28 protein-coding genes are annotated in these 21,653 nt (G+C 56.1%); 20 read left to right on the top strand and 8 right to left on the bottom strand.

What is annotated here, in order from left to right:
- Positions 1-70: 70 nt before the first annotated feature.
- The 11 genes from AC2D8P_RS12755 (at position 71) to AC2D8P_RS12805 (ending at position 7,688) form a co-directional block, all read left to right on the top strand.
- Positions 71-544, top strand: a complete 474-nt coding sequence (locus tag AC2D8P_RS12755) for a YHS domain-containing (seleno)protein (RefSeq protein ID WP_484703168.1) — start codon at positions 71-73, stop codon at positions 542-544.
- A gap of 326 nt (positions 545-870) precedes the next feature.
- Positions 871-1,152, top strand: a complete 282-nt coding sequence (gene yajC / locus AC2D8P_RS12760; protein ID WP_484703169.1) for a preprotein translocase subunit YajC — start codon at positions 871-873, stop codon at positions 1,150-1,152.
- Positions 1,153-1,176: 24 nt separating this feature from the next.
- On the top strand, positions 1,177-2,838 hold the full coding sequence (secD, locus tag AC2D8P_RS12765) for a protein translocase subunit SecD (RefSeq protein WP_484703170.1): 1,662 nt from the start codon (positions 1,177-1,179) through the stop codon (positions 2,836-2,838).
- 1 nt (position 2,839) lies between these two features.
- Positions 2,840-3,805 carry a protein translocase subunit SecF gene (gene secF / locus AC2D8P_RS12770; protein ID WP_484703171.1) on the top strand — a complete coding sequence of 322 codons (966 nt, stop codon included), beginning with the start codon at positions 2,840-2,842 and terminating at the stop codon, positions 3,803-3,805.
- Positions 3,798-4,556 (top strand): TSUP family transporter, encoded by a 759-nt coding sequence (locus AC2D8P_RS12775; RefSeq protein ID WP_484703172.1) that lies wholly within the window; start codon positions 3,798-3,800, stop codon positions 4,554-4,556. The genes secF and AC2D8P_RS12775 overlap by 8 nt, the downstream gene beginning before the upstream one ends.
- A gap of 7 nt (positions 4,557-4,563) precedes the next feature.
- Positions 4,564-4,917 (top strand): Mth938-like domain-containing protein, encoded by a 354-nt coding sequence (locus AC2D8P_RS12780; protein ID WP_484703173.1) that lies wholly within the window; start codon positions 4,564-4,566, stop codon positions 4,915-4,917.
- 47 nt (positions 4,918-4,964) lie between these two features.
- Positions 4,965-5,579: a heme ABC exporter ATP-binding protein CcmA gene (ccmA, locus tag AC2D8P_RS12785; RefSeq protein WP_484703174.1), complete on the top strand. Its 615-nt coding sequence runs from the start codon at positions 4,965-4,967 to the stop codon at positions 5,577-5,579.
- Positions 5,576-6,232 (top strand): heme exporter protein CcmB, encoded by a 657-nt coding sequence (gene ccmB, locus AC2D8P_RS12790; RefSeq protein ID WP_484703175.1) that lies wholly within the window; start codon positions 5,576-5,578, stop codon positions 6,230-6,232. Before ccmA ends, ccmB begins: the two co-directional genes overlap by 4 nt.
- 44 nt (positions 6,233-6,276) lie before the next feature.
- Positions 6,277-7,014 (top strand): heme ABC transporter permease, encoded by a 738-nt coding sequence (locus tag AC2D8P_RS12795; RefSeq protein WP_484703176.1) that lies wholly within the window; start codon positions 6,277-6,279, stop codon positions 7,012-7,014.
- Positions 7,007-7,162, top strand: a complete 156-nt coding sequence (gene ccmD / locus AC2D8P_RS12800; protein WP_484703177.1) for a heme exporter protein CcmD — start codon at positions 7,007-7,009, stop codon at positions 7,160-7,162. The genes AC2D8P_RS12795 and ccmD overlap by 8 nt, the downstream gene beginning before the upstream one ends.
- Positions 7,155-7,688 carry a DsbE family thiol:disulfide interchange protein gene (locus AC2D8P_RS12805; RefSeq protein ID WP_484703178.1) on the top strand — a complete coding sequence of 178 codons (534 nt, stop codon included), beginning with the start codon at positions 7,155-7,157 and terminating at the stop codon, positions 7,686-7,688. Before ccmD ends, AC2D8P_RS12805 begins: the two co-directional genes overlap by 8 nt.
- A gap of 380 nt (positions 7,689-8,068) precedes the next feature.
- Here the strand turns inward: AC2D8P_RS12805 and acnA are convergent, their stop codons facing one another.
- Positions 8,069-10,753, bottom strand: coding sequence for an aconitate hydratase AcnA (gene acnA, locus AC2D8P_RS12810; protein ID WP_484703179.1), 2,685 nt, complete (start codon positions 10,751-10,753; stop codon positions 8,069-8,071).
- Positions 10,754-10,971: 218 nt separating this feature from the next.
- Between acnA and AC2D8P_RS12815 the strand changes: the two genes are divergently transcribed.
- Complete coding sequence (locus AC2D8P_RS12815) at positions 10,972-11,688, top strand: DUF1223 domain-containing protein (RefSeq protein ID WP_484703180.1); 717 nt, start codon at positions 10,972-10,974, stop codon at positions 11,686-11,688.
- Here the strand turns inward: AC2D8P_RS12815 and AC2D8P_RS12820 are convergent.
- From AC2D8P_RS12820 to purB, 3 genes are all read right to left on the bottom strand, one after another.
- On the bottom strand, positions 11,652-12,569 hold the full coding sequence (locus AC2D8P_RS12820; RefSeq protein WP_484703181.1) for a lysophospholipid acyltransferase family protein: 918 nt from the start codon (positions 12,567-12,569) through the stop codon (positions 11,652-11,654). The two genes, AC2D8P_RS12815 and AC2D8P_RS12820, sit on opposite strands and share 37 nt — an antisense overlap.
- Positions 12,570-12,682: 113 nt before the next feature.
- A complete protein-coding gene (locus tag AC2D8P_RS12825) occupies positions 12,683-12,847 on the bottom strand; it encodes a hypothetical protein (protein ID WP_484703182.1) in 165 nt (54 codons plus the stop codon).
- Positions 12,848-12,934: 87 nt separating this feature from the next.
- Positions 12,935-14,242, bottom strand: a complete 1,308-nt coding sequence (purB, locus tag AC2D8P_RS12830; protein ID WP_484703183.1) for an adenylosuccinate lyase — start codon at positions 14,240-14,242, stop codon at positions 12,935-12,937.
- 154 nt (positions 14,243-14,396) lie between these two features.
- Between purB and AC2D8P_RS12835 the strand changes: the two genes are divergently transcribed.
- The 3 genes from AC2D8P_RS12835 (at position 14,397) to AC2D8P_RS12845 (ending at position 16,085) form a co-directional block, all read left to right on the top strand.
- Positions 14,397-14,666: a hypothetical protein gene (locus tag AC2D8P_RS12835; protein ID WP_484703184.1), complete on the top strand. Its 270-nt coding sequence runs from the start codon at positions 14,397-14,399 to the stop codon at positions 14,664-14,666.
- 187 nt (positions 14,667-14,853) lie between these two features.
- Positions 14,854-15,756, top strand: a complete 903-nt coding sequence (gene rpoH / locus AC2D8P_RS12840) for an RNA polymerase sigma factor RpoH (protein ID WP_484703185.1) — start codon at positions 14,854-14,856, stop codon at positions 15,754-15,756.
- Positions 15,757-15,815: 59 nt separating this feature from the next.
- A complete protein-coding gene (locus AC2D8P_RS12845) occupies positions 15,816-16,085 on the top strand; it encodes a DksA/TraR family C4-type zinc finger protein (protein ID WP_484703186.1) in 270 nt (89 codons plus the stop codon).
- Between the two features lie 120 nt (positions 16,086-16,205).
- Here AC2D8P_RS12845 and betI read toward each other — a convergent pair whose 3' ends face one another.
- Positions 16,206-16,787, bottom strand: a complete 582-nt coding sequence (betI, locus tag AC2D8P_RS12850; protein WP_484703187.1) for a choline-binding transcriptional repressor BetI — start codon at positions 16,785-16,787, stop codon at positions 16,206-16,208.
- 135 nt (positions 16,788-16,922) lie between these two features.
- On the opposite strand from betI, the gene AC2D8P_RS12855 reads away from it, so the two are divergent.
- Positions 16,923-18,140, top strand: a complete 1,218-nt coding sequence (locus AC2D8P_RS12855) for a BCCT family transporter (RefSeq protein WP_484703188.1) — start codon at positions 16,923-16,925, stop codon at positions 18,138-18,140.
- A 132-nt stretch (positions 18,141-18,272) separates the two neighbouring features.
- Here the strand turns inward: AC2D8P_RS12855 and AC2D8P_RS12860 are convergent, their stop codons facing one another.
- Together AC2D8P_RS12860 and AC2D8P_RS12865 are read right to left on the bottom strand one after the other, a co-directional pair.
- Positions 18,273-18,578 (bottom strand): hypothetical protein, encoded by a 306-nt coding sequence (locus AC2D8P_RS12860; RefSeq protein WP_484703189.1) that lies wholly within the window; start codon positions 18,576-18,578, stop codon positions 18,273-18,275.
- A gap of 41 nt (positions 18,579-18,619) precedes the next feature.
- On the bottom strand, positions 18,620-19,228 hold the full coding sequence (locus AC2D8P_RS12865) for a helix-turn-helix domain-containing protein (protein ID WP_484703190.1): 609 nt from the start codon (positions 19,226-19,228) through the stop codon (positions 18,620-18,622).
- Positions 19,229-19,406: 178 nt separating this feature from the next.
- On the opposite strand from AC2D8P_RS12865, the gene AC2D8P_RS12870 reads away from it, so the two are divergent.
- The 4 genes from AC2D8P_RS12870 (at position 19,407) to AC2D8P_RS12885 (ending at position 21,224) form a co-directional block, all read left to right on the top strand.
- Complete coding sequence (locus AC2D8P_RS12870) at positions 19,407-19,868, top strand: fasciclin domain-containing protein (protein WP_484703196.1); 462 nt, start codon at positions 19,407-19,409, stop codon at positions 19,866-19,868.
- Positions 19,869-19,937: 69 nt separating this feature from the next.
- On the top strand, positions 19,938-20,420 hold the full coding sequence (locus AC2D8P_RS12875) for a fasciclin domain-containing protein (protein WP_484703191.1): 483 nt from the start codon (positions 19,938-19,940) through the stop codon (positions 20,418-20,420).
- Positions 20,421-20,443: 23 nt separating this feature from the next.
- Positions 20,444-20,662: a hypothetical protein gene (locus AC2D8P_RS12880; protein ID WP_484703192.1), complete on the top strand. Its 219-nt coding sequence runs from the start codon at positions 20,444-20,446 to the stop codon at positions 20,660-20,662.
- A gap of 55 nt (positions 20,663-20,717) precedes the next feature.
- Positions 20,718-21,224, top strand: coding sequence for a hypothetical protein (locus AC2D8P_RS12885; RefSeq protein ID WP_484703193.1), 507 nt, complete (start codon positions 20,718-20,720; stop codon positions 21,222-21,224).
- Positions 21,225-21,263: 39 nt separating this feature from the next.
- Here AC2D8P_RS12885 and AC2D8P_RS12890 read toward each other — a convergent pair.
- Positions 21,264-21,653 (bottom strand): TetR family transcriptional regulator C-terminal domain-containing protein (locus AC2D8P_RS12890; RefSeq protein ID WP_484703194.1); only part of this gene is annotated, 390 nt, incomplete at its 5' end.

Below are 21,653 nucleotides of genomic sequence, written 5' to 3' on the forward strand. Positions count from 1 at the left end.
GCGAACACTGTCCCTCGACCGGCCGGGGCAACCCGCATCTGCCCCGGCCCATTATTTGAAAGAAACGCACATGATTTCCCCAAGAAACCTTCTGACTGGGCTTGCCCTGTCCGTCACACTCGCCACCTCCGCCCTTGCTGCCGGCGTCGAGCTGAACGCGTCCTCAACTGGTCTGGCCCTGCAAGGTTACGATCCGGTCGCCTATTTCACCGAAGGTGAACCAACCAAGGGCAGCTATGCCATCACCAGCGTTTATAACGACGCCACTTACCGCTTTGCCTCGGACGAACACAAAGCCACCTTTGACGCCGATCCCGAGGCCTACCTGCCCCAATACGGTGGCTACTGCGCCTTTGGGGCGGCGATGGGGTTCAAATTTGATGGCGATCCGAACTTCTGGCGGATCGAAGATGGAGAGCTGTATCTGAACCTCGCCGCTGACATTCAGGAAAGATGGGAACAAGACATCCCAGGCTTCATCCAACAGGCCGATGCAAATTGGGTAGAGATTGCCGCCAAATCTCCAGAAGTGCTTCAGCAATAACAACCACCGCTTTGGTTGGACATCGCCGTTCATTTCCGCGGCGAGGATCAGCGACGGGCCCCCCGTCGCTGCATTCATTTCTGCACAGTCGCACCCGAGCCGCACCCCGGCCCCTCATTTCTTTTTAGCCCCAATACTCCCGTCTGAGGCCTGCCAGATCACCCGCCTCTCAGCACGTGTCACAGGCGAATTCGCCACCGTGGTAATACCGACGTAATACCGACGTATCGCAGCATACGTTCTCGCCTTGCAAATCAGGCCTGTCGCACATAGGTTCCCCCAAAGTTTCGCGGGGCAGTCCCGCCAATTAAACATAGGGGACCCCGATGGAAGGCATCGCACAAATCTTTCCGCTCGTTCTGATCTTTGCGATCATGTATTTCCTGCTGATCCGTCCGCAGCAAAAGAAGATGAAGACCCACCAGGCCATGGTATCCGCCCTGCGCCGCGGCGATCAGGTGGTGACCCAAGGTGGCCTGATCGGCAAAGTCACCAAGGTCAAAGACGGCGAAAATGAGCTGGAGGTCGAACTGGCCGATGGTGTAAAGGTTCGCGTGGTTCAATCCACCATCGCTCAGGTTCTTAGCAAAACAGAACCGGCCTCTTAACTCTTTGTAATCAGGGATTTTCCCATGCTGCAAATCGCGTCGTGGAAGCGAATCTCGATCTGGGCTGTGATCCTGATCGGGCTATTGATGGCGCTGCCCAACGGATTTTATTCGCGGGTTGAGCTACACAATGATGCCGCGCGCGAGATCGAAGCGCTGGGGAACACGCCCGACCGTCAGGCGGATCTGTCGCTTTGGCCGGGATGGATGCCGTCCTCTCTGGTCAATCTGGGGCTGGATCTGCGCGGTGGCGCCCATCTTCTGACTGAGGTTCGGGTCGAAGAGGTCTATGAGACCCGCGTTCAATCCATGTGGCCTGAAATCCGTGATCTTTTGCGGGATGAACGCGCCACCGTCGGCACCATCCGCCGTCAGGACGGTCCCGCAGATGAGCTGCACATCCGCATCTCTCAGCCCGACGGCATGGCCCGCGCACTGGAGGTCATTCGTGGTCTGCAGCAGCCCGTGGTCAGCCTGACCGGTGTCGGTGGTTCCGATATCGAGGTGTCTGGTTCAGGTGACACAATCACCGTTACGCTCTCTGATGCAGAACGCGCGGCAACGGATGAGCGGACTGTTCAACAATCGTTGGAAATCATTCGCCGGCGTGTGGATGAGGTTGGCACCCGCGAACCGACGATCCAACGCCAGGGTGCCGCGCGCATTCTGGTGCAAGTGCCCGGCCTTGGATCAGCGGATGAGCTGAAAACCCTACTGGGCAAACCCGCCAAGCTGGAATTCAAACCTGTTGTAAATCGCACAGGGAATGGTGAAGCGGCCCCCGGTGCCGGCAATGAAATTCTGCCCTCTCTGGATGAGGAAGGTGTGTTTTACATTGTCGAACGGGGTGCCGTGGTGACCGGGGAGGAACTGGTCGATGCCCAACCCTCCTTCGATCAAAACGGCCGCCCGGCGGTCAATTTCCGCTTCAACCCCTCAGGCGCCCGCAAATTTGGCGACTATACTGCCGAAAACATCGGCTACCCCTTTGCGATCGTGTTGGATAGCGAAGTCGTCTCTGCCCCTGTGATCCAAAGCCACATCCCCGGCGGATCGGGCATCATTACCGGTAATTTCACCGTCGAGGAATCAACCGAACTGGCCGTCCTGCTGCGCGCAGGCGCCCTGCCTGCCGGGCTCGATATTCTCGAAGAACGCACCATCGGCCCGGAATTGGGTCAGGATAGTATCGAGGCCGGGCGCATCGCCTGTATCGTGGCCTTTGTTGCGGTGCTGTTCTTCATGGCCGCCAGCTATGGCCTGTTTGGTGTTTTTGCCAATATCGCGCTGATCATCAATGTCGGACTGATTTTTGGCCTGTTGTCGATGATCGGGGCCACGTTGACCCTGCCGGGTATTGCCGGGATCGTGTTGACCATCGGCATGGCAGTCGATGCCAATGTGCTGGTCTTTGAACGCATCCGTGAAGAGTTGAAAACCGCCAAGGGCCCGGCCCGTGCGATCGAGCTGGGCTATGAAAAGGCGCTTTCTGCCATTCTGGACGCCAATATAACGACCTTCATCACCGCTGTGATCCTGTTCGTCATGGGCTCTGGCCCAGTGCGCGGGTTTTCGATCACGCTGGGACTGGGGATTTTAACCTCTGTCTTTACCGCGATTTTCGTTACCCGGCTGTTGATCGTCATGTGGTTTGAACGCAAACGTCCCAAAAAGATCGAGGTTTGATATGAGACTGAAGCTTGTCCCCTCGAACACAAACTGGGATTTTTTTAGCACATCCCGCATCACCCTGGGCCTGTCTGCCATTGCCATGGTGGCTTCGATCGTGATTTTTTTCATGATTGGCCTGAACTACGGGATTGATTTTAGGGGCGGCACCACGTTCCGCACCACGGCAGACAATCCGGTTGTCGTCAGCGAATACCGGGACGCGATTGCGCCACTGGGCCTCGGGGATGTGTCCATAACCGAGGTCTTTGATCCAACCAAACCTGATCAGAACGTCACCCAAATCCGAGTGGAGGCACAGGCAGGGGACGAGGCGGTCACCGCCGCCACCAGCACTGCAGTGCTTGCGGCGCTGCAAAGCATCGATCCCACACTTAGTTTTGTCAGCGTCGAATCAGTTGGCCCCAAAGTCTCTGGCGAGTTGATTCAGACTGCGGTTCTGGCCGTGGTATTGGCCATTGGCGCGGTGCTGATCTATATCTGGCTGCGCTTTGAATGGCAGTTTTCACTGGGCGCCGTGGCCGCACTGGTCCATGATGTGGTGATCACCATCGGCGTCTTCAGCCTGCTTCAGGTCAAATTCGATCTGGCGATCATCGCGGCCCTTCTGACCATCGTTGGGTATTCGCTGAACGACACGGTGGTGGTCTTTGACCGGGTACGTGAGAACCTGCGCAAATACAAAAAGCGGGATCTGAAAGAGGTTCTGAACCTGTCGATCAATGAAACGCTCAGCCGGACATTCATGACCTCTGTCACCACGTTGTTGGCCTTGATATCGCTGATCGTGCTGGGTGGTGACGTGATCCGTGGTTTTGTCTTTGCCATGATTCTGGGCGTTGTCATCGGCACCTATTCGTCGATCTTTGTGGCCTCTGCGATCCTGCTGAAACTCGGCGTCAAGCGCGACTGGTCAAAACCAGATGCAAATACCGGGAACCAGTTTGGCAACGTGGATGCCTGATCTGGCCGAACTTCTGGCGATTATCACGACAGGGGATTATGCATTTCTGGCATTTGGCGCTTTTGTCGCCGGGCTGGTTCGCGGCTTTTCCGGGTTTGGCACGGCGATGGTCTATTTGCCCGTCGCCGGTCAGATACTTTCACCATTCGAGGCCCTGACCACCCTGATCATCATGGATTTGGTCGGCCCCTTGCCCAACATGCCCCGGGCCTGGCGCGATGGCACGCCGCGCGATGTGATGCGGCTGGGGCTGGGGGCTGCGGTCGCACTGCCTATCGGCGTCTGGATTTTGACCATCGTCTCGGCAGAGCTGTTCCGATACGGGGTCTCGTCCATTACCCTGACCCTGCTGGTTCTACTGATTGCAGGTATCCGATATCACGGTGAACTTAAACGCCACATGGTCTATCTGGCCGGTGCGCTTGGTGGCTTTCTGGCTGGATGCGCGGGCCTGCCCGGGCCGCCGGTCATCATGCTTTACATGGCCAGCCAAAAGCCCGCGCAAACCATCCGGGCCAATATTACAATGTATCTGTTGGTTACCGATGTTCTGATGCTGATTGTCCTGTCGATCAGTGGCCATCTGGCGGCAAGCGCCGTTGCCATGGGCATAGGCGTTGCGGCGGTCTATCTTATTGGCAATGTGTTGGGGGCCGCGATGTTCCGCCCCGGGTATGAACGCCTGTATCGCGGCGTTGCTTATGGTATCATTGCCGTATCCGCCCTATCGGGCCTGCCATTGTGGGACTGAAACGATCATGCAGTTAAATGAAGTCAACTTTTCCGACGTAAAGCCCGTTGATGGATATGGGCCCGGCTTCTTCCGCATCGGCGGAGAGGTCTATGAAGGTGCGGTTCTCGTGCTGCCAACCGGCGTCGCCCCGTGGGGCGGATATGACGATCAGGACGCTCTTCTTGACAGTGCCGATGCATTGGACGTTTTGTTTGTTGGCACCGGGGCAGAGGTCGCCCAACTGCCCGCCCAGTTTCGGGACGCGTTGGAAAAGGCAGGGCTGGGCCTAGAACTAATGTCCAGCCCATCGGCCTGCCGGACCTATAATGTGCTCTTGTCCGAAGGGCGCCGGGTCGGGCTCGCGCTCTTCCCGGTCTGAACCAAAATCGCTTTTCCCCAACCGGCGATTGGGCTAAGCCCGATGCCATGGATTTGGTCATTGATCATCTAAGTTGCACGCGCGGCGGTGTACCGGTGTTGCAAGACGTGTCTTTCACGCTCTGCCCGGGACAGATTCTGGTGCTGCGCGGCCCGAATGGAATTGGCAAAACAACCCTGCTGCGCACCATCGCTGGCTTGCAACCGGCCCTGTCCGGCCAGATCCGCTATGATCAGGATCAGATCACCTATGGCGCCCATGCGGATGGGTTGAAGGCCACGCTCACCGTTCGGGAAAATCTGACATTCTGGGCGCGCGTTCACGGCACCGGGTCCGTCGATCTGGCCCTTGCCGCCTTTGACCTGACGGAGCTTGAGGATCGACAGGCACAGAACCTGTCCGCCGGTCAAAAGCGCAGGCTGGGCCTCGCCCGGCTCTTGGTCAGCGGTCGGGCGCTTTGGGCGTTGGATGAACCCACGGTATCGCTCGATCAAAACAGCGTTGCTCTTTTTGCCGACTGCATCCGCTCTCATTGCGCGGGTGGCGGCATGGCCATGATCGCCACTCATATCGAACTGGGATTGGGCGCCGATGTTCTAGACCTGACACCGAACCGCGCCAAACCCAATACCGCTGATCAGTTTGACGAGGCCTTTTTGTGATTGCGCTCTTGATCCGTGATCTCAGGCTGGCCACACGGGCTGGCGGTGGCTTTGGCCTGAGCCTTGCGTTTTTCCTGATTGTTGTGGTGCTGGTGCCGTTTGGCGTCGGGCCGGAGACCACTATTCTCGCCACCATCGCGCCCGGCATTCTATGGCTCGGGGCGCTCTTGTCCTGCCTGCTGACTCTGGATCGGATTTTCACGCTGGATTTTGAGGATGGATCGCTAGACCTCCTAGCCACATCCCCCATCCCGATGGAGGGCATCGTGATCACCAAGGCCTTGGCCCATTGGTTGACCACTGGGGTCCCCCTTACTCTGCTCGCCCCGGTTCTGGGGGTCTTGTTGAACCTACCGGCCTCCGCGATGGGTTGGTTGCTGCTCAGCCTGATTTTGGGCACGCCCGCCCTGTCGATGATCGGCACATTCGGGGCGGCGCTGACTCTGGGGCTCAAACGCGGCGGGCTACTGTTGTCACTGCTGGTCCTGCCGCTCTATATCCCGACGCTGATCTTTGGGGCCGAGCTTTTGCAACGTGGCATGCGGGGTCTGGACATAACCACACCGCTGGCACTGCTGGCCGGGATCACCTGCGGGACAGTTGCAATCCTACCCTTCGCAGCAGCGGCCGCTGTCCGCGTCAATCTGCGCTAACCCGACCCATTGCGCGCAAAACGAAAGGCTCTTAGGTAGGCACAATGTCGATCTGGGAATATGCAAATCCAAAAAGGTTCATGCAAACCTCACGCGTGGCTCTGCCGGTTTTCGCAGTGCTGGCCGCCCTAGCATTGCTGATCGGATTAGGCTGGGGTTTCTTCGCCACGCCCGATGACGCAAGGCAGGGATCGACGGTCAAGATCATCTTCTTGCATGTGCCATCCGCGATGATGGCGATCAATATCTGGGTGATGATGCTGGTCACATCGTTGATCTGGCTGATCCGTCGGCACCATGTCAGCGCATTGGCGGCAAAGGCCGCCGCCCCGATCGGGATCACCATGACGTTGATCGCGCTGATCACCGGCGCGGTCTGGGGGCAACCCATGTGGGGCACCTGGTGGGTCTGGGATCCGCGCCTGACCGCATTCCTGATCCTGTTTCTGTTCTATCTTGGCTATATCGCGCTGTGGGAAGCCGTTGATGACCCGGACACCGCCGCCGACCTGACAGCCGTTCTGTGCCTGGTCGGATCGGTCTTTGCCGTTCTCAGCCGCTATGCCGTCAACTTCTGGAATCAGGGCTTGCATCAGGGCGCCACCCTGTCCCTGGATAAAGAGACCAATATCGACAACGCATTTTACATCCCACTTCTGTTTTGCATCACCGGGTTTGTTGCGCTGTTCATCACTCTGGTGCTGCTGAACACCCGCACCGAAATTCGCAAACGCCGGATGCGGGCCCTGTTGATCCGCGAACAGGGGAATGCAGATGCCTGATCTGGGGAAATACGCAGCCGAGGTTGGCATCGCTTACGGGGCCAGCATCATACTGATCGTGGCCCTTATCGCGATCTGCCTGATCCGGTCGCGCCGTACATTGCGGGCCTTGCGCGCGCTGGAACAAAGGATCTCTCCTCGTGGCTAGGATAAATCCTTTGGTATTGGCCCCGCCGCTGATCTTTGCCGGGCTGGCCGCGGTGTTTTTTCTTGGGCTTGGCCGAGAGGACCCGAACGCCCCGCCAACCGGACGCGAAGGCGGGCCAGTGCCAGAGTTCACATTGACGCAGCTGGGGCCAGAGGCACCCTTTGACCGCGAAGTCCTGCAGCAACCCGGTGTAAAACTGGTGAATTTCTGGGCCAGCTGGTGCGCGCCCTGCCGGGCCGAACATCCAAATTTGGAAGCTCTGCGCCAAGAGGGCTATCCGATCTACGGCATCAATTACCGCGATGACCCGGAAAAGGCGCTGGCCTTTCTGGATGAGCTGGGAGATCCCTTTGCAGCCATAGCCGCCGATCCCAACGCCCGTGCCGCCATCGACTGGGGGGTCGCCGGTGTGCCGGAAACCTTTGTGGTGGATTCAAACGGAACTATCCTGCTGCGCTTTGCCGGGCCCGTCACGCAAAGATCACTGGCCCGTCGCATCCGGCCAGTTCTGGATCAAGCGAAGTGAACTGACCGGCCAAGGCCCCAGGTGCCTTAGCCAGCCAGTGCGAGAGCGAGCAACGCCATCAATTCAAGCCACGGGAGCGAAACCGGGCACCGAAACAGGCGTTTGTCTGGTATCGTCAAACTAATCATTACAACATTACCCCTTACAACGCTTAACAAAACATCTATGGGCCGCCCCCATAAGAACAGGTTCCGGAAACAATCTGTTTCACCGCAAAATTGCCTTATTTGCACACGTTTCGCGGGAACGGCTTAAAACACGCTGTTCAACCAATTCACCCAATCCCATGCCTTTCAAAACATTGTTGGCTCATTGCAGACAATGCCGGACCAAAGAAAAAGCCCGGCGAAACCGGGCTTTTTCAGGTGATTCCGTTAAAATCAGGCCGTGGCCAGATTTCGCAACACATAATGCAGCACGCCACCGTGTTCGATATATTCAATCTCGATCGCGGTATCGATCCGGCACTTCAGCTGGATGGTTTTCTCTGACCCATCGGCAAAGGTGATGGTGCAGGGCACCTCTTGCAGGGGCTCGATCGTGTCCAGACCGTGGATCGAAACGGTCTCATTTCCGGTCAATCCCAACGATTTGCGGCTGGCGCCCCCGGTGAATTCAAACGGGATCACGCCCATGCCAACCAGGTTGGATCGGTGGATGCGTTCAAAGCTTTCCGCGATCACGGCCTTCACGCCCAACAATGCGGTGCCTTTGGCCGCCCAGTCACGCGATGACCCGGCGCCGTATTGCTCACCACCAAAGACGACCAGCGGCGTGCCAGCCTCCTGATAGGCCATCGAGGCATCATATATCGACGTCTCAGCCCCATCCGGGCCTTTGGTATATCCACCCTCAACCCCATCCAGCATTTCATTCTTGATACGGATATTGGCAAAGGTGCCACGCATCATCACCTGATGGTTGCCACGACGGGAGCCGTAGGAATTGAACTCGCGGGGGGCAACCTGACGGTCGGTCAGATACTTACCCGCAGGCGTTGTTTCCTTGAATGATCCGGCAGGCGAAATGTGGTCAGTGGTGATCATGTCGCCCAAAACCGCCAGCACTTTCGCGCCCTCGATATTGGTTATCACGCCCGGTTCTTTGCTCATCCCTTGGAAATAGGGCGGGTGTTGCACATACGTAGAGGTCGCCGGCCAGTCATAAAGCTGGCTGTCTGTGGTTTCCACGCCTTGCCATTTCTCGTCGCCGGTAAAGACCTCGGCGTATTTCTCGACAAACGCTTCGCGCGTCACGGTCGCCTCGACCAGTTCAGCAATTTCTGCCTGAGTCGGCCAGATGTCTTTCAGATATACGTCCTGACCATCCGGGGTTTGGGCAATCGGGTCTGTCGCCAGATTGATATCCATGGTTCCGGCCAGCGCATAGGCCACCACCAGCGGCGGTGATGCCAGATAGTTCGCGCGCACATCCGGGCTGATCCGGCCCTCAAAATTGCGGTTGCCGGATAGAACAGATGTCGCCACCAGATCGCCCTCTGCAATCGCGGCAGACAGTTCTTTTTGGATCGGGCCAGAGTTACCGATACAGGTGGTGCAGCCATAACCGACAAGGTTAAAGCCGATCTTGTCAAGATCTTCCTGAAGGTTCGCGGCCTCCAGATAGGCGCTCACAACCTGCGAGCCGGGGGCCAGCGATGTCTTGACCCACGGCTTGCGATTCAGGCCTAGGGCTGCTGCCTTGCGGGCCACCAAACCGGCGCCGATCATCACATAGGGGTTTGAGGTGTTGGTGCAGGACGTGATCGAGGCGATCACAACCTTACCAGAATCCAATGTGTAATCTTCGCCCGCGACGGCCACCTGTTTGCCCATCGGGCGCTTGAAGGTTTCTTCCATTTCGCGGCGGAAAGCCTTTTGGCCGTCGGTCAGAGCCACATAATCCTGCGGGCGTTTGGGGCCGGAAATCGCGGGGACAATCGTGCCCATATCCAGATGCAGCGTGTCGGTATAGACAGGGGCGTAATCCGCATCACGCCAGAACCCGTTTTCCTTGGCATAAGCCTCGACCAGCGCGATCCGATCCTCGGACCGACCAGACGTGCGCAGATAGCGCAGGGTTTCGTCATCAATGGGGAAGAAGCCGCAAGTCGCGCCATATTCCGGGGCCATATTGGCGATGGTGGCGCGATCTGCCAGCGGCAGGCGATCCAGCCCTTCGCCGTAAAATTCGACGAACTTGCTGACCACGCCCTTGGCGCGCAGCATTTCCACGACTTTCAGCACCAGATCGGTGCCGGTTGTGCCCTCAACCATGTCGCCGGTCAGTTCAAAGCCAACGACCTCTGGGATCAGCATGGAAATCGGCTGGCCCAGCATCGCGGCCTCAGCCTCGATCCCGCCAACACCCCAGCCCAGAACCGCCAGGCCATTGACCATGGTGGTGTGGCTGTCAGTGCCGACCAGCGTGTCAGGATAGGCCACCTCGTCCCCATTCTGATCGGTGTCCGTCCAAACCGTTTGCGCCAGATATTCCAGGTTCACCTGATGGCAAATGCCGGTCCCTGGCGGCACAACGCGGAAATTGTTGAACGCCGACTGCCCCCATTTCAGGAAAGTATAGCGTTCCATGTTGCGTTCATATTCGCGGTCCACATTCATCTGAAACGCGCGCGGATTGCCGAACTCGTCAATCATCACCGAATGGTCAATGACCAGATCAACCGGGTTCAACGGGTTGATCTTTTCGGCATCTCCGCCCAGCGCCACGATCCCGTCGCGCATGGCGGCCAGATCGACCACAGCAGGTACGCCCGTGAAATCCTGCATCAACACCCGGGCCGGACGATAGGCAATCTCGCGCGGGTTCTGGCCGCCGTTAGCCCCCCATTCGGCAAAGGCCTTGATGTCGTCGACACTGACGGTCTTGCCATCCTCAAACCGCAGCATGTTTTCCAGAACCACTTTCAACGCGGCGGGCAGGCGGGAAAAATCCCCAAGTCCGGCCTCTGTCGCGGCGGCAATGGAATAGTAGGAAACGCTCTGGTTTCCGACGGTCAGGGTTTTGCGGGTGTTCGCGCTGTCATGTCCGACAGTAATAGGCATTGGCTGGCCTCCCTCGGGTGGAATACTACGTGGCTGCGCTGCTTTTGCCCGATCTCACAGAGTCGTTCAAGGTTTATTGTGCACATTTGTATACAATCACGTCAAATTCCCCAATTCACACGCCCAAACAAGAAAAATAGCGACCTCGCGTTTCCTTGATTGGTATTTCAAATCACGATCCCATAGGGTCTCAGTCCAAGATAAACAGAGCGATTGCCATGAAACTTCGTGTGATTCCCACCCTCGCTGCGCTTTGCATGGCGCTCGGACTAACCCTGGCCGAAAAATCTGCGGCCCAGACATCCCCCCCCGTCGTGGTGGAACTCTTCACCTCTCAGGGCTGTTCCTCTTGTCCGCCTGCCGATGCACTGCTGCACGAGTTTGCCAATCGCAGTGATGTGATCGCACTGGCCCTGCATGTGGATTACTGGGATTACATCGGATGGAAAGACACGTTTGCATCGCCCACCTATACCCGACGGCAACGCGGATACGCCCGGGCATCTGACCGGCGCATGGTCTATACACCACAAATGATTGTCGCTGGGGAGGGGGCCGTCAACGGGCACAAACCCTCTGCCCTGCTGGAACAATTGCGCGACGCCGCAACGGCCACACCCATGATCAGCCTGAACATCCGGCGCCATGTCGGGGTGATCCAGATCGAGGCCGAGCGCCTGGATCGTGGCCTAGGAACCCTTGACGTTCACTTGGTCAGGTACATCCCCAAGGCCCGCGTCGATATTCGCAGGGGTGAAAATGCTGGGCGCATGCTGGAATACAGTAATATCGTGCGATCCTTCACCCAGATCCGTCGATGGTCCGGCGAACGTGACTTATCCATGCAAACCAAGGCCGAAGGCGACGATCCAGTGGTGATCCTGATCCAAGAGGAAAATCACGGCCCCATCTTGGCTGCAGCGCGCCTCTTCTGACGTTCTTTCTGTCGGTCTGGTTTCCAACGGCGATGAATCCAGAACCACTGGTCCATATGCTGGTGCACCATCACCTCCAACTCCTGCGACAGCTCGCTCAGCATTTGTTCAGGTGTGGAATGTTTGATCGGCGCGTTGATGACGATCTTGAAATCCAACCCGTTTTCCAAACGCACCCCGTAAACTGATAGGATCAACGCATCATATTTCAGCGCCATTTCCGCCGCTGACAGCGATGTTGGGGCCGGTTGACCAAAGAAATCGACCAAGGCCCCACTGCTGACATGGTTGTCGATGAAAAATCCCAAAACCCCGCCACCGCGCAGGAACTTGATCATCTGCGACAGGCCCTTGCGGCCCCGGGGAAATATTGGCGTGCCGATCCGGGCAATCGAGCGTTCGTAATGTGAGTTGAAAAACTTGTTCGACATGGGACGGTACAGCGCGCCCACATTATACCCACGGGCAATCAGCGCCGCACGCGGTGCATCGTAATTGCCGAAATGCCCGGTTACCAACACCACCGGACGACCCGCGGCGCGCGCCTCTTCCATGGCTTTCAGGCCGGGGCCTTCTATCTCAACCGCCGAGGCGCGTTTCTTAAACTCCTCGCCAGAATAGATTTCGATCAGGCTACGGCCCGTGTTGTCGGGCACCGAGCGGCACAAGCGGCGAACCTCTTCCTCCGACAGATCAGGCAGGACATGGGCCAGGTTTTCGCGAATGCGTTTGTCATATCCAGCAAGGGGCGCCACGATTCTGGACATGACCCAGCCAAAGAGCGGGATTCTCCATCGATATGGCAGCAGCATCGCCGCCCCGATCATTGATCGTGCGAAAAGGTTTGATACGAACTGAACACTATCTGCGCGATCCGGCATTCAACGCCCCGTGATACCCTGCAAACCTATTACGCGCATCCTGCCCTGATCACAAGAAACCACACCGTCGGAATGCAGTCGCAATACCGACGTGATACCGACATGCGTTTTTCTTATCCAATCACGGTCATCTGCAGGCATTTGCCAGCCGAGACATCCCAGATTTGCCCGGCTGGGCAGGAAATATTCGGATGCCCCTGACCGCAACTCCCCGCAGCCAATGCCGCACCTGACAGCCCCGCGATCAAGGCAAACGTAATGGCGATTCTCGAAAGCATGATCCGTCTCCGCTTTGTCTGGCAGAGACGATATCACATTTTTTGGGCGTCGCCCATATGGGCGGTCATCCTTGTAAATAAGGGCGCTCAGCCCTCACCAAAGACCCGGGCAAAGATCGTGTCGACATGTTTGGTGTGATAGCCCATGTCGAATTTCTCATTGATGCCATCAACGCCCAGCGCTGCAACAACCTCGTCATCCGCCAGCAACAGTTCGCGGAAATCCAAACGCTCTTCCCAAACTTTCAGCGCATTGCGCTGCACCATGGAATAGGCATCCTCCCGGCTGACACCTGCCTGGGTCAGGGCCAAAAGCACCCTCTGACTCATCACCAGACCTGGGAATTTGTTCATGTTATCCAACATGTTGTCGGGAAAGATCAGCATCTTTTCAACAACACCGGCCAGACGGCTCAGGGCAAAATCCAGTGTCACGGTCGCATCAGGCCCAATGCCGCGTTCGACAGAGCTATGGGAAATATCGCGCTCGTGCCACAGCGCGACGTTCTCCATCGCTGGGATTACCGTCATACGCACCAGACGCGCCAGTCCGGTCAGGTTTTCGGTCAGAACCGGGTTTTTCTTGTGCGGCATGGCCGACGAACCCTTCTGCCCCATCGAGAAGAACTCCGCCCCTTCCAAAACCTCAGTGCGCTGCATGTGGCGGATTTCGACGGCGATGTTTTCAATGGATGAGGCAATCACACCCAAAGTGGCAAAGAACATGGCATGACGATCCCGCGGGATTACTTGCGTCGAAATCGGTTCCGGGCGCAGGCCCAGCTGTTCACAAACATGTTCCTCGACCGCAGGGTCGATATTGGCGAAGGTCCCGACCGCACCGGAAATCGCGCCAGTGGCCACTTCCCAGCGCGCCTTTTCCAGACGGTTTTTGTTGCGATCCATCTCGGCATAAAAGCGTGCAAAGGTCAGACCCATCGTGGTGGGTTCAGCGTGGATGCCATGGCTGCGGCCGACACGCACCGTGTCCTTATGTTCCAGCGCGCGTTTCTTCAGCGCTGCCAAAACCTTGTCCATGCCATCCAGCAAGATATCAGCGGCCCGAACCAACTGCACGTTCAGGCAGGTGTCCAAAACGTCAGAGGATGTCATGCCCTGATGTACAAACCGGGCCTCTTCTGACCCCACATGTTCGGCCAGATGGGTCAGGAATGCGATCACGTCGTGTTTGGTGACGGCCTCGATCTCATCGATCCGGGCCACGTCAAATTCGACATCCTTGGCTTTCCACACCGCATCGGCGTTTTCCTGCGGGATCACGCCCAGCTTGGCCATCGCGTCACAGGCATGCGCCTCGATCTCGTACCAGATACGGAATTTGGTTTCCGGCGACCAGATGGCAACCATTTCGGGGCGGGCATAGCGGGGAATCATGCGATCACGACCTTTTGTTAGATGGAGCGTCGCGGGCCTGATAAACGGGATAGGGCGAAGGAACAAGCGAAGGGTTGTCGCAATGCGGATGGTAATGATGATGTGCGGCCTTGTTTTCTGGGCATTTCCGTCTTTTGCGCAAGATTGGCAGCCCATGAGCGGCGATCAAATATCAGAGACCCTCAACGATACACGCGTGACCTATGCCAACGGATACCAGATTTTTCACGCAGATGGGCGCACGCTCTATGCCGTGGGGAATGAAAGCTGGGGGAAGTGGCGCGTTGAGGGGGATCAATATTGTTCGCAATGGCCCCCGTCAAATCACTGGGATTGCTATGACATGACCCAGAACAGCACCGGACAGCGCGTGCGGTTTATTTCCCCGGCCGGCCGGATATTCGAGGGTGCCTTGTCAGAATAACACGATATTGAGTGGGCCCCTTCATCCACACAAAAAGTCACAGATAGTTGTGCAGGATTTCACTCTTTTACGCAGCGTTACATGTTACTATCTGAGGTGAGAAAGGGCTTGAATGCGTGCGTCACAGTACATAAGTCCGATATGTTAATGCGATATACATTCGTCGTGCAGATTTGAGGGTCAACAGATGAGCAATTATACCAAACTTCCCGCCCCATCGCCGGAGCAAGGGTTGAACCGGTATTTGCAAGAAATTCGGAAGTTTCCGCTATTGGAACCGGAACAAGAATATATGCTGGCCAAACGTTGGACGGATCATCAGGATTCAGATGCCGCGCATCAGATGGTCACCAGCCACCTGCGACTGGCGGCAAAAATTGCCATGGGTTATCGCGGCTATGGCCTGCCACAGGCCGAAGTGATTTCAGAGGCCAATGTTGGTTTAATGCAGGCCGTCAAACGCTTTGACCCGGAAAAAGGCTTCCGCCTGGCGACTTATGCCATGTGGTGGATCAGGGCCTCGATTCAAGAGTATATCCTGCGGTCATGGTCGCTGGTTAAGCTTGGCACGACCTCTGCCCAGAAAAAGCTGTTCTTCAACCTTCGCAAAGCCAAAGCCCGAATCGGCGCGTTGGAAGAGGGCGATCTGCGCCCTGAAAACGTGTCCCAAATCGCTCATGATCTAAATGTGACAGAGGATGAAGTCATCTCCATGAACCGCCGTATGTCTGGCGGGGATGCCTCGCTGAATGCCACGGTGGGGTCCGAGGGCGAAGGCACGATGCAATGGCAGGATTGGTTGGAAGACGAAGATGCTGATCAGGCCAGTGACTATGAGGCCAAGGACGAATTGGAAGTACGCCGCGAGTTGCTGGCCGAAGCCATGGATGTGTTGAACGACCGGGAAAAAGAAATCCTGACTCAGCGCCGCCTGGTGGACCAGGCGCAAACGCTGGAAGAGCTGTCAGAGGTTTTCGAGGTCAGCCGCGAACGCATTCGTCAGATCGAGGTCCGCGCCTTTGAAAAGCTGCAAAAGCGGATGCGCGAATTGGCCCGTGGCAAGGGAATGCAGATCAGCCAAACATCCTAAAAGCTTGCATGAGACCTGCAAAATCTGCTTCCCTATACGCAAGTGGATAGGAGGTTTCCATGGCGGGCGGATGGGCACGTGACGGTGCAGAACAGGAACAGATGCAGGCGTCGATAGACGATGAATTGGCGCGGCTGAAGGCCCGAAAACCCCCTGTAGGCGAAAGCCTGACCCATTGCGCCGAATGCGAGGAGCCAATCCCCGAAGCCCGCCGCCAGGCCATCCCCGGCGTCAAGCTGTGCATTGATTGCATGGCCGAACGTGACACTGCTTTCAAGGCACGACCGGGGATGAACCGGCGCGGCTCCAAAGACAGTCAACTGAAATAGCAGACAGGTTCAGTTGGGCAGATAGCCCCAAAATTGGCACGTCGGTATTGCGTCGGTATCACGACTGCATTGCGACTGTGCTGCAAAGGGGCCCAGAGAAGTAGGCTGATTGTCCGCAGTTCAGTGCCGATCCCTGATCAACATCATCAAAAAATCCATCGCATCCTTTTGCGCGGCTTTCGCATCTACATTGGCGTCAGCCTGCGCTGCATTTATCCAAATTCCGTCCATATAGGATTGAATGGACAGGCAAACAGAGTCCAACTGATCCTCGGGCAACACATGTTTCAGCTCATGCTTGAGATTGCTTTGCACCCGTTTGCGGTTCATGCGCTGCAATCTGGCAAGAACAGGAACATAGGGTGCATAGCACCAGTATTGGCTCCAGACACTGCAATGGCGCCGGGAAAAAAACCTGTCATCAAAGTTTGCCAGCACGATCGCGTGCAACCTTTCCTCCGGCCCATTGCAGCCCTTCAGACGTTCGATCGTCGCCGCTCGAAGAATGGTCAGCAAGTGTCGCATGGCCGCTTCGAGCAATGCCTCTTTTGATCCGAAGTAATAGTGAATGCTGCCTGTCGATGTCTCGGCATAGCCGGCGATCTCGTTAACCGTAAGAGACGAAAATCCATGTTCGTGAATCGCTTCAATCACAGCATCGGTCAGCTCTGCACGGCGGATATCTCTTATGGATTTTCGCACATGATCCTCCTGCTTGCGCCAAAATCGTATGTGAGATTGATTTTTTGTTCAATTGCTTTATAAGTTGCACGATCGTGCAAGATTTTATCAATCCATGCATGATGTCACATAGCCATTTCCAAGAGGGAGGGACAAATGGCCGGAATACTTACACTCATCATATCTTTCGGGATATTGATGGCGCTTGCACTGGTCGTGTTTTGCGTCATCAAATGGTGGAACATGCCAGTAATAGGCGTGACGCCCGTACCGCTTTTCACGTTCATCGCGATCCTGTTTACATCAGGGCTGGATGTTGGTTTGATCATGTTTCCGTTGGGCGAATTTCCAACCTATGCGGATACAGCTGGAAACCCTGAATATGGGTTTACCAATCCATTGGCGATTGAGTTTGGATTTTGGGGCTTCCTGATCTGGGGCTTCTACTTCCTGACCAGTTTCTATTTCTGCGCCATTGAACCCCGGGTGAAGTTTTTTGACATCCCCTTCGTCCGAATCCTCAATAACATTGTAATCATCGGAACCTGTGCCTTCACCGCGAGCCTATTTTTGATCTATCTGCCGTTCTACATCCCAGAGATCGGCGATGGTGAAACCGTGGTGACAACGTTCTACGTGATCGTGTTCTGCGTAATTCTGGCTGCGGCCTATTCCAGCACCGACATCAAGTTTGTTCGCATACTGAGTGTCGGATCAACGATCATGTTCCTGCTGCTCATCCTGATGATGTGGGCGGTTGGTGATCTTGGCGTTGCTGGCCTGACCGGGACAATGGCAGATATCGGCGGCTATTTTACGAACCTTCATAAGTTCGTCATTCCGATCAACGCCTATCACGAGTTCTATCTGTTCTGGTGGTTTGCCTGGTCTATCATGATCGGTCAGTTCACATCGCGCTTTGTCGGGGGACTGAAGACCCAGCATCTGTTGCTGGCATTGCTTGTCATACCGTCGATCCCGCTGGCGATCTGGTTCTCGGTTCTCTACCATTATTATGTCAACGAGATCAGCACCGCCGGTTTGTTGAACATTGCCATGGTCGTTGTTGGCGTTACCTTTGTGATCAACTCTCTGGATAGCTTGATCCGTCTGTATTCTGACAACCTGAATATCTCTATCGCACGGTTCGGGAAGTTTGGTTATGTCGCCGGCAACGTCGCAGTTCTGTTCGCACTGACCTTGCTTTTCAAAAGCCAATGGCTGCAGATTCAGTGGATCGGGGCCGTCGTGGTGGGGATTTACCTCGCCTGCGTCGCTTATATCCTCTACCAGCATCGTGGAAGTGTGATGTCGATCACAACATCCCCGCCTGAAAACAAGCTGGACTTTGAGAAGATCAAAGTGACCCACTAAAACAATCGCCGCACCCGGGTTGATCCGGGTGCGGCAGAAACCGGCCGCACCGTGTGTTCAATAAACTATTCTGTCCGGCGAGCGGACATGCTTGGGTTGGCATAGGCAAGATCCGGGTCAAATCTGCCCCAATCAAGCCGCCTTAAAAAACCATAGCCAAATCGCGCAACCAATAACCACGAAGCCCGCCATCAAAATACCGCCGATCACCAGCGCAAAAACCACTGGCTGATTGGACTGCTTCACCAGATTGAACTGAAGCTTGATCTCTCGCCTGCGGATCCCGTTCAAGGCCATGGCCACGGCAAAGCCACCTAAGGACAACGTGCTGAACCCGCCCCAAAGGGTTTTGAGCCGAGGCTCCTCTGACAGGCCAAGCAGCAGGCCAAAAATGACAAAGCCCGCACCGCCGATCCACATCAGTCGTTCTAACCACATATGGACGAGCCTACCGATTGAGGGCGCGGTGTTCTACTCTTTCAGTCACAGCCTTTGGCCGAAATCACGATAGCGGTTGATCTGTCCTCCCCACCACATCTGTAGGCATGCGGGTGCTGCGCATCGAAATACATGGAATCCTGAGGCCCCAAAATATGGGCCTGATCGTGGATCATGATTTCCACCGTGCCGGAGACCACATAGATCAGCTCTATCCCCTGATGTTCATGCGGGTCTGAAAACGGTGCCCGTGGGACAAACTCTGCCAGATAGGCCTCTATCGGGCGGTCATTCACCGGGAAATCCAAGCTTTCAAAATAAAAGCTGGGCATCTTTTCCCTCGTATCCGGAAATTTGATCCTGTCCTTGGCGCGGACAATTTCAAGGGTAGGTTCCTCGCCCTCTTCAAAGAAATGCTCCAGCCCAACGCCAAAGACCATTGCGATCCGCATCAAGGTCGGAAGTGTGGGGAAAACCTGACTGCGTTCGATCTTTGACAGCATGCCCGCAGACAGGCCGGTGTGATCGCCCAACTGGGTCAGGCCCATCTCTTTTGCAGTACGCAGAGTCCGAATTTTCGGACCGATTCGGTAATTTTCCAGGCCCTCTGCCAATACATCCGACAACATTTTCGCCCCGTCCTTTTTCATCTCGTGCAACATCTCAGCGGATGTTTATCTATCATGATAAAATTGTGCATATATTGCAAATTTGCATTGTGTGCACATCTTTTTCTTATCATGACATTCATATCGCAGCGCACATGCTGCACGCAACTGATAAAAAAGGAAGATTGAAATGACACTAAAAATTCCCTCGATCAAAGATATGAGCCTGGTGTTTGGCATGACCATGGCCGCCGCCCCGGTTCTGGCTGGTGGATCGGACATCGTTGACACGGCTGTTGAGGCCGGCACATTCAACACGCTGGTTGCTGCCGTCAGCGCCGCCGATCTGGTGGACGTGCTGAAAAGCGACGGGCCGTTCACCGTATTTGCCCCAACGGATGAGGCTTTTGCCGCCCTACCCGAAGGCACAGTCGCAACATTGCTGTTGCCCGAGAACAAAGATCAGCTGGTCGCCATTCTGACCTATCACGTTGTGCCGGGCAAAGTGATGTCGACGGATCTGGTCGACGACATGACCGCCGCCACGGTTCAGGGGTCCTCGGTGAGCATCGATCTTGACAATGGCGTCATGGTTGATGGCGCAACAGTCGTTGCCGCCGACATCGAGGCGACCAACGGCGTCATCCATGTGATCGATCGCGTCATTCTGCCGGAAGGCTGAGACCCCCCGCCCTGGCGCGAGGGAGAGCGCGCCGGGGCACCTTAACCCTAATTGAAAAGGAGAGCCTCGATGCTTCGTAGAACTATGATTATAGCCACCGCCGCCAGCGCGTTCGCGCTAGGTGCGTGTTCCAACATGGTAAGTGACCCCGATATCGTCGATATCGCGGCATCCAATGATGACTTCTCAACCCTGGTCGCCGCTGTCAGTGCCGCAGGATTGGTTGAAACGCTGAAAGGCGACGGTCCGTTCACGGTATTCGCGCCAACCAACGCGGCCTTTGCCAAACTACCGGACGGAACGGTCGCAAGTCTTTTGGAGCCAAAAAACAAACAGGCCCTGACCGATATCCTGACCTACCACGTGGTCGCGGGCAATGTGATGGCGGCTGATGTGGTCGCCCTGGACAGCGCCACCACCGTAAACGGCAAGGATGTCCATATCCGCGTCAAAGATGGTGCCGTGCATATCAATGACGCCACCGTCATCGCCACCGACATCGTCGGATCCAACGGCGTAATCCACGTTATCGACAGCGTCCTGCTGCCGTGAACCCAACAAACAGGAGAGATGAAATGAAAGTGCTTATCTTAACAACCGCAATCGCCATCGCATATTCAACCACTGCTTTCGCCGATGCCTCAAACGGCAAAGGGGATGGAAAAGGGCGCACAAATGTAGGTGCCGCGGTGTCCGCGGAGCCGGGTGGCGCCAATGTTGCCAGTGGCCTGAAAGGTGGCTGGGGAAGCGCCGGCGGTATTTCCAACGGCACTACCGCAACGCCGAAAAACTGAATACAGACCGGTCGGGCGGTATTTCCGCCCGACCGGCACGGAGAAAGGAACGAATTTGCCAGCCGATCAGACGATCATCGTGAATGACGCTTTTCAGACGGGGTATGTTTATCATCGATCAGTCCCTGTCGGGCACTGTTTTCACAAGGATTTCGAACCCAACTATTCACCCAAACAGATGCTGCATCTGGGCGTGTTCGAGGGGAAATACTGCAACGATTGCCAGAACGAGTTTCCCCAAGATTGGTTCGACAGCGCGCGGATATCCGACATCCCAGATCCCACCCTCAACTGCTTTGGCATAAAAAGCCGCCAACCCCTTTCGATCTGGAGGAACAAGGGCTGGATCATCGGCCCCGATCCACGCGGGTGGTTCCAATGGTATTGCCGCTACTATCTGGGTCGGCGGATTGATGATGTCGATCGCATTCAGATCAAACGCTGGAAAGCCTTTGCCCGCCATGCCGGACAAATCCGCAAGAACTGCGATCCCGCCGATATCTTCTGCAGGCCGCGCCAACGTCAGGCCCTGCTGCAATGGGCCTATGATCCGTTTATTTGAGAACTATCAAGAAAGCATCGGCCATGTACCCGGTTTGAGTCAGGCCGCTTTCTGGCTTGCGATTGGAAACAGCAGCTCCAGATATTCGCGAAACTGCTCGGACTGGCGCGCGGTCATGCCCGGGTTGCCATAGGCGCGTTCCAGGATCAGGCCGCCCTCGATCACCGCAATAATCATTTCAGCCAATCGTTTGGCGGTGATTGGCTTGGCCGGGGGGTGGCGGTCAATTACCTCCTGGAACTTGCGGATATACATGGCTGTCCAGGTTTGCAGGGTCTGGGCGACGAAGCCCTTCACATCATTCTCAAAGTGTTCGTCCTCGTAAGTGTAAAGCGCATACATGCATCCGCGTGGCGGGTTGTTCGGGTCCGCAAGGTAGGTTTCAAAATCCTTCAGAAACTTCATCATCTGATCCATGGGATCGTCATA

The organism is Roseovarius sp. YIN77 (assembly GCF_057219155.1).

Coding starts and splice junctions, on each gene's coding strand:
- AC2D8P_RS12755 (WP_484703168.1), top strand. CDS start 71: ATGATTTCCCCAAGAAACCTTCTGACTGGGCTTGCCCTGTCCGTCACA.
- yajC (WP_484703169.1), top strand. CDS start 871: ATGGAAGGCATCGCACAAATCTTTCCGCTCGTTCTGATCTTTGCGATC.
- secD (WP_484703170.1), top strand. CDS start 1,177: ATGCTGCAAATCGCGTCGTGGAAGCGAATCTCGATCTGGGCTGTGATC.
- secF (WP_484703171.1), top strand. CDS start 2,840: ATGAGACTGAAGCTTGTCCCCTCGAACACAAACTGGGATTTTTTTAGC.
- AC2D8P_RS12775 (WP_484703172.1), top strand. CDS start 3,798: ATGCCTGATCTGGCCGAACTTCTGGCGATTATCACGACAGGGGATTAT.
- AC2D8P_RS12780 (WP_484703173.1), top strand. CDS start 4,564: ATGCAGTTAAATGAAGTCAACTTTTCCGACGTAAAGCCCGTTGATGGA.
- ccmA (WP_484703174.1), top strand. CDS start 4,965: ATGGATTTGGTCATTGATCATCTAAGTTGCACGCGCGGCGGTGTACCG.
- AC2D8P_RS12795 (WP_484703176.1), top strand. CDS start 6,277: ATGTCGATCTGGGAATATGCAAATCCAAAAAGGTTCATGCAAACCTCA.
- ccmD (WP_484703177.1), top strand. CDS start 7,007: ATGCCTGATCTGGGGAAATACGCAGCCGAGGTTGGCATCGCTTACGGG.
- acnA (WP_484703179.1), bottom strand. CDS start 10,753: ATGCCTATTACTGTCGGACATGACAGCGCGAACACCCGCAAAACCCTG.
- AC2D8P_RS12815 (WP_484703180.1), top strand. CDS start 10,972: ATGAAACTTCGTGTGATTCCCACCCTCGCTGCGCTTTGCATGGCGCTC.
- AC2D8P_RS12820 (WP_484703181.1), bottom strand. CDS start 12,569: ATGCCGGATCGCGCAGATAGTGTTCAGTTCGTATCAAACCTTTTCGCA.
- AC2D8P_RS12825 (WP_484703182.1), bottom strand. CDS start 12,847: ATGCTTTCGAGAATCGCCATTACGTTTGCCTTGATCGCGGGGCTGTCA.
- purB (WP_484703183.1), bottom strand. CDS start 14,242: ATGATTCCCCGCTATGCCCGCCCCGAAATGGTTGCCATCTGGTCGCCG.
- AC2D8P_RS12835 (WP_484703184.1), top strand. CDS start 14,397: ATGAGCGGCGATCAAATATCAGAGACCCTCAACGATACACGCGTGACC.
- rpoH (WP_484703185.1), top strand. CDS start 14,854: ATGAGCAATTATACCAAACTTCCCGCCCCATCGCCGGAGCAAGGGTTG.
- AC2D8P_RS12845 (WP_484703186.1), top strand. CDS start 15,816: ATGGCGGGCGGATGGGCACGTGACGGTGCAGAACAGGAACAGATGCAG.
- AC2D8P_RS12855 (WP_484703188.1), top strand. CDS start 16,923: ATGGCCGGAATACTTACACTCATCATATCTTTCGGGATATTGATGGCG.
- AC2D8P_RS12860 (WP_484703189.1), bottom strand. CDS start 18,578: ATGTGGTTAGAACGACTGATGTGGATCGGCGGTGCGGGCTTTGTCATT.
- AC2D8P_RS12865 (WP_484703190.1), bottom strand. CDS start 19,228: ATGAAAAAGGACGGGGCGAAAATGTTGTCGGATGTATTGGCAGAGGGC.
- AC2D8P_RS12870 (WP_484703196.1), top strand. CDS start 19,407: ATGAGCCTGGTGTTTGGCATGACCATGGCCGCCGCCCCGGTTCTGGCT.
- AC2D8P_RS12875 (WP_484703191.1), top strand. CDS start 19,938: ATGCTTCGTAGAACTATGATTATAGCCACCGCCGCCAGCGCGTTCGCG.
- AC2D8P_RS12880 (WP_484703192.1), top strand. CDS start 20,444: ATGAAAGTGCTTATCTTAACAACCGCAATCGCCATCGCATATTCAACC.